The sequence below is a fragment of the Pararhizobium mangrovi genome, from assembly GCF_006516965.1.
GTDB classification, from domain to species: domain Bacteria; phylum Pseudomonadota; class Alphaproteobacteria; order Rhizobiales; family Rhizobiaceae; genus Pararhizobium_B; species Pararhizobium_B mangrovi.
Window position 1 is genome coordinate 1 of record NZ_VHLH01000050.1, and the last position, 3349, is coordinate 3349.

4 protein-coding genes are annotated in these 3349 nt (G+C 62.4%); 2 read left to right on the forward strand and 2 right to left on the reverse strand.

What is annotated here, in order from left to right:
* Positions 1 to 515: 515 nt before the first annotated feature.
* The gene (gene rpmG, locus FJU11_RS17655) at positions 516 to 683 is read left to right on the forward strand and encodes a 50S ribosomal protein L33 (protein WP_141168396.1); all 168 of its coding nucleotides are present in this window, start codon (positions 516 to 518) and stop codon (positions 681 to 683) included.
* A 354-nt stretch (positions 684 to 1037) separates the two neighbouring features.
* Here the strand turns inward: rpmG and FJU11_RS17660 are convergent, their stop codons facing one another.
* Both FJU11_RS17660 and FJU11_RS17665 read right to left on the reverse strand, forming a co-directional pair.
* On the reverse strand, positions 1038 to 2414 hold the full coding sequence (locus FJU11_RS17660) for a PleD family two-component system response regulator (RefSeq protein WP_141168397.1): 1377 nt from the start codon (positions 2412 to 2414) through the stop codon (positions 1038 to 1040).
* A gap of 4 nt (positions 2415 to 2418) precedes the next feature.
* Positions 2419 to 2790 carry a response regulator gene (locus tag FJU11_RS17665; RefSeq protein ID WP_141168398.1) on the reverse strand — a complete coding sequence of 124 codons (372 nt, stop codon included), beginning with the start codon at positions 2788 to 2790 and terminating at the stop codon, positions 2419 to 2421.
* Between the two features lie 120 nt (positions 2791 to 2910).
* Here FJU11_RS17665 and FJU11_RS17670 point away from each other — a divergent pair, with 120 nt between their 5' ends.
* A complete protein-coding gene (locus FJU11_RS17670; RefSeq protein ID WP_141168399.1) occupies positions 2911 to 3231 on the forward strand; it encodes a DUF3572 domain-containing protein in 321 nt (106 codons plus the stop codon).
* Positions 3232 to 3349: the final 118 nt, after the last annotated feature.

The window sequence follows — 3349 nt, forward strand, 5'->3', positions numbered from 1 at the left end:
CCCGGTCCGGACCGGATGGACAACCTAATGAAAGCTCACAGCTAGAGCCTTTCAGGTTTATACGGAAACGCTCTGCCGACCCTGTTTGCGTTAGGACCGAGACGGATGGCGACGAGCGTACTGGTGGTACGGTCGAGCCTTCCGTCGAAGTGTCATGGCGCAAACAGGGCCGGCCCGAAGGGTTCGACCGTGCCGCTCTCCCGTTCGGCGGGCAAACGAGCCACTGGCTCGTTTGCTTCTCCGCCTCACTGTCGGCGATCTTGCCCGATAAACCAAATCGCGCTGCGATCGCCTTCGCGTGGGAAACCGGCACGATCGAACAGAGCGCTTCCGTATGAACCTGAAACGCTCTAAACGATCCCGTTCCGCGACAGATCTTCAATGACGTCCGGCATCGTGGCCGCGAACCTCGCGAGACTTGACTTTCGGACGCCGAACGGTAGGTTCCGCGCAAATTCGCGGGCCTGATCCGGGCCGCGCGCGGTGCTCATTTTTTCCTTCAAGGCAGGTTTCAGATGGCCAAGGCAACCACGATCAAGATCAAGCTGCAGTCGACCGCCGACACCGGCTTCTTCTACGTCACCAAGAAGAACAGCCGTACGATGACCGAGAAGATGGTCAAGACCAAGTACGATCCGATCGCCAAGAAGCACGTCGAGTTCCGGGAAGCCAAGATCAAGTAGGCTTCCCCAGCTTCCGATCCGGCATTAAAAAACGCCGCTTCTCGTTCGAGAAGCGGCGTTTTTTTGTCGGCGGCCGACCGGGAATAGACTGCGGTACGAGGAAGCCACACTGTCTGAACCCGGCCGGCCAACCCCACGATTCAGGAGATGCGGCGGACCTGAGCATCATGGGGTATCGAAATTCGGTTCCGCATCGATGCGTTATGGGGCATCTTGCCAAAGCGGGACGGAAAATCAATGGTTTGTTAACGCGATTCCATGGTGCGATCGCCATCGTGGTTAATAACGGCCATGATTCGCAAGTGGATCGTCGCCGTTTCCCGATGTTTCTTCCCGGCGCGATCGGCGCGTCGCTCAAGCCGCGGTGCTGACGACGGTATTGCGACCCTTCCGCTTGGCCGCGTAAAGCGCTTCGTCGGAGCGTTTCATGAGTGCCGCCTGCGTGTCCGAGGCTCCCTTCAGTCCGGCGATGCCGAAGGAAGCTGTGACGGCAATGCCGCGCCCCGCCTCGCCGATGGAAAAGGGCGATGCCTCGATCGCCGCGCGCAGGCGATCGGCAATGCGCGCTGCGTCCTCGACGACCGTATCCGGCATGACGACCATGAACTCCTCCCCGCCGTAGCGGCAGGCGAGATCCGCCCCACGCACCATCTGCCGGATACGCCGCGCTATGCCGCGCAGGACATCGTCGCCGGCGTCGTGCCCATAGGTATCGTTGATCTGCTTGAACCCGTCGATGTCGAGCGCACAGATCGACAACGGTTGCTCGCGTGCGGCCGCCCGGTCGAGAAGCGTGCCGAGGTGACGGTCGAGATAGTTCCGGTTGCTGAGGCCCGTCAACCCGTCCGTGACGGCCATCTGCATCGTCGTCTGCACGCTTTCGCGCAGTTGCTGATTGTGCCGCTTGCGCCGGATCTGCGTCGTGGCCCGCGCCACGAGTTCGCTCGGATCGACGGGCCGCGTGATGTAGTCGTTGACGCCGATCTCGAGTGCCCGCCGCACCATCGGCTCCGCGTCCGCATCGGCGACGACGAGGAGCGGCGTGAACCGCGTCCGCATACGCGAACGAAGCTGCGCGCAAAGCCGCAGCGGATCGGCGTCGGGCGGCAGGGAGCCGACGATGACGAGGTCGTGCTCATCGGCGGCAAGAACGTCGACGGCCGCCTCGGGATCGGCGACCACATTCGTCCGACCGATCGGCCGCAGCGCATCGCGCAAACGGGCCTGCGCGCTGGTGCGCGCCTCGACGAGCAGGATCGCGGCATCGCGGATCGCATCGTTACGACGGATCGGCGAGAAGTAGGTGCCTTCGGCGACGTTTCGTGCCGTGTCGGCGCGCAGATGCAGCTCGTCGTCGAGCGATTTCAGGCGCAACAGGCTGCGCACGCGCGCCATCAGCTGAAGATCGTTGACCGGCTTCGTCAGAAAATCGTCGGCCCCGGCCTCGAGACCGGTGACGCGATCCTGGCGCCCGTCGAGCGCGGTGACCATGACGATCGGAATACGCGCCGTCGCGGAATTCTCGCGCAGCCGGCGCGCCACCTCGAAGCCGTCCATCTCCGGCATCATCACGTCGAGGAGTACGAGATCGATCGGCTTGCTCGCGCAGATCTCGAGCGCCCTGGGGCCGTTTTCGGCCGTCGAAACCTCGTAGTATTCGGCGACGAGACGCGCCTCCAGCAGGCGCACATTCGCCGATATGTCGTCGACGACGAGGATATGCGCGGTCATGCCATCAAGCCTCGCCGAGATAGGTCTTGATCGTCTCCAGGAACTTCGGCACCGAGATCGGCTTCGAAATATACGCCTCGCACCCTCCCTGGCGGATGCGTTCCTCGTCACCCTTCATGGCGAAGGCGGTCACGGCGATGACCGGGATCGTGTGAAGGTCGTCGTCCTCCTTCAGCCACTTCGTCACTTCCAGCCCGGAAACCTCGGGAAGCTGGATGTCCATCAAAATGAGGTCCGGATGATGCTCGCGGGCCAGTTCGAGCGCTTCCATGCCGTTACGCGTGCGGATGGTCTCGTAACCCGAGGCTTCGACGAGGTCGCGAAAGAGCTTCATATTGAGCTCGTTGTCCTCGACAATCATGACCTGTTTCGCCATTTTCGCTTTCAGCCCGTCGGTTGTTTCAGCCCGCCGATCGTTTTCGCCGCGAGGCGACGACGACCGCCTGATGCGGTCATTCATATCCGATCTTATGTGACCAGTATTGAAGAAACGGTAATGGCGAAGGACAAATACCCCGCACCGCGTTCCGCGAAGACCCCCTCGCCGGACGCCGAGGAAACGGCCATCGCTGCCCTCGGCTGGCTCGCCGGCAAGCCGGAACTGATGGACCGTTTTCTGGCGCTTTCCGGTCTGTCCGTCGGCGATCTGCGGGCAGCGAGCAGCGAACCCGACTTCCTCGCCGGCCTTCTCGGCTTCCTCACCAACCACGAGCCGACATTGATGGCCTTCTGTGCGGATACCGGCATGGAGCCGGAAATCGTCTGCGCAGCCGAACGTATGCTCGCGCGCTCCGACGACTGGCAACACGAGATCTGACGAACCCAACGCAGGCGGCCGAGCGCCTTAGAGCCTTTCAGGTTTATACGGAAACGCTCTGCCGACCCTGTTTGCGTCAGGACCGAGACGGATGGCGACGAGCGTACTGGTGGTACGG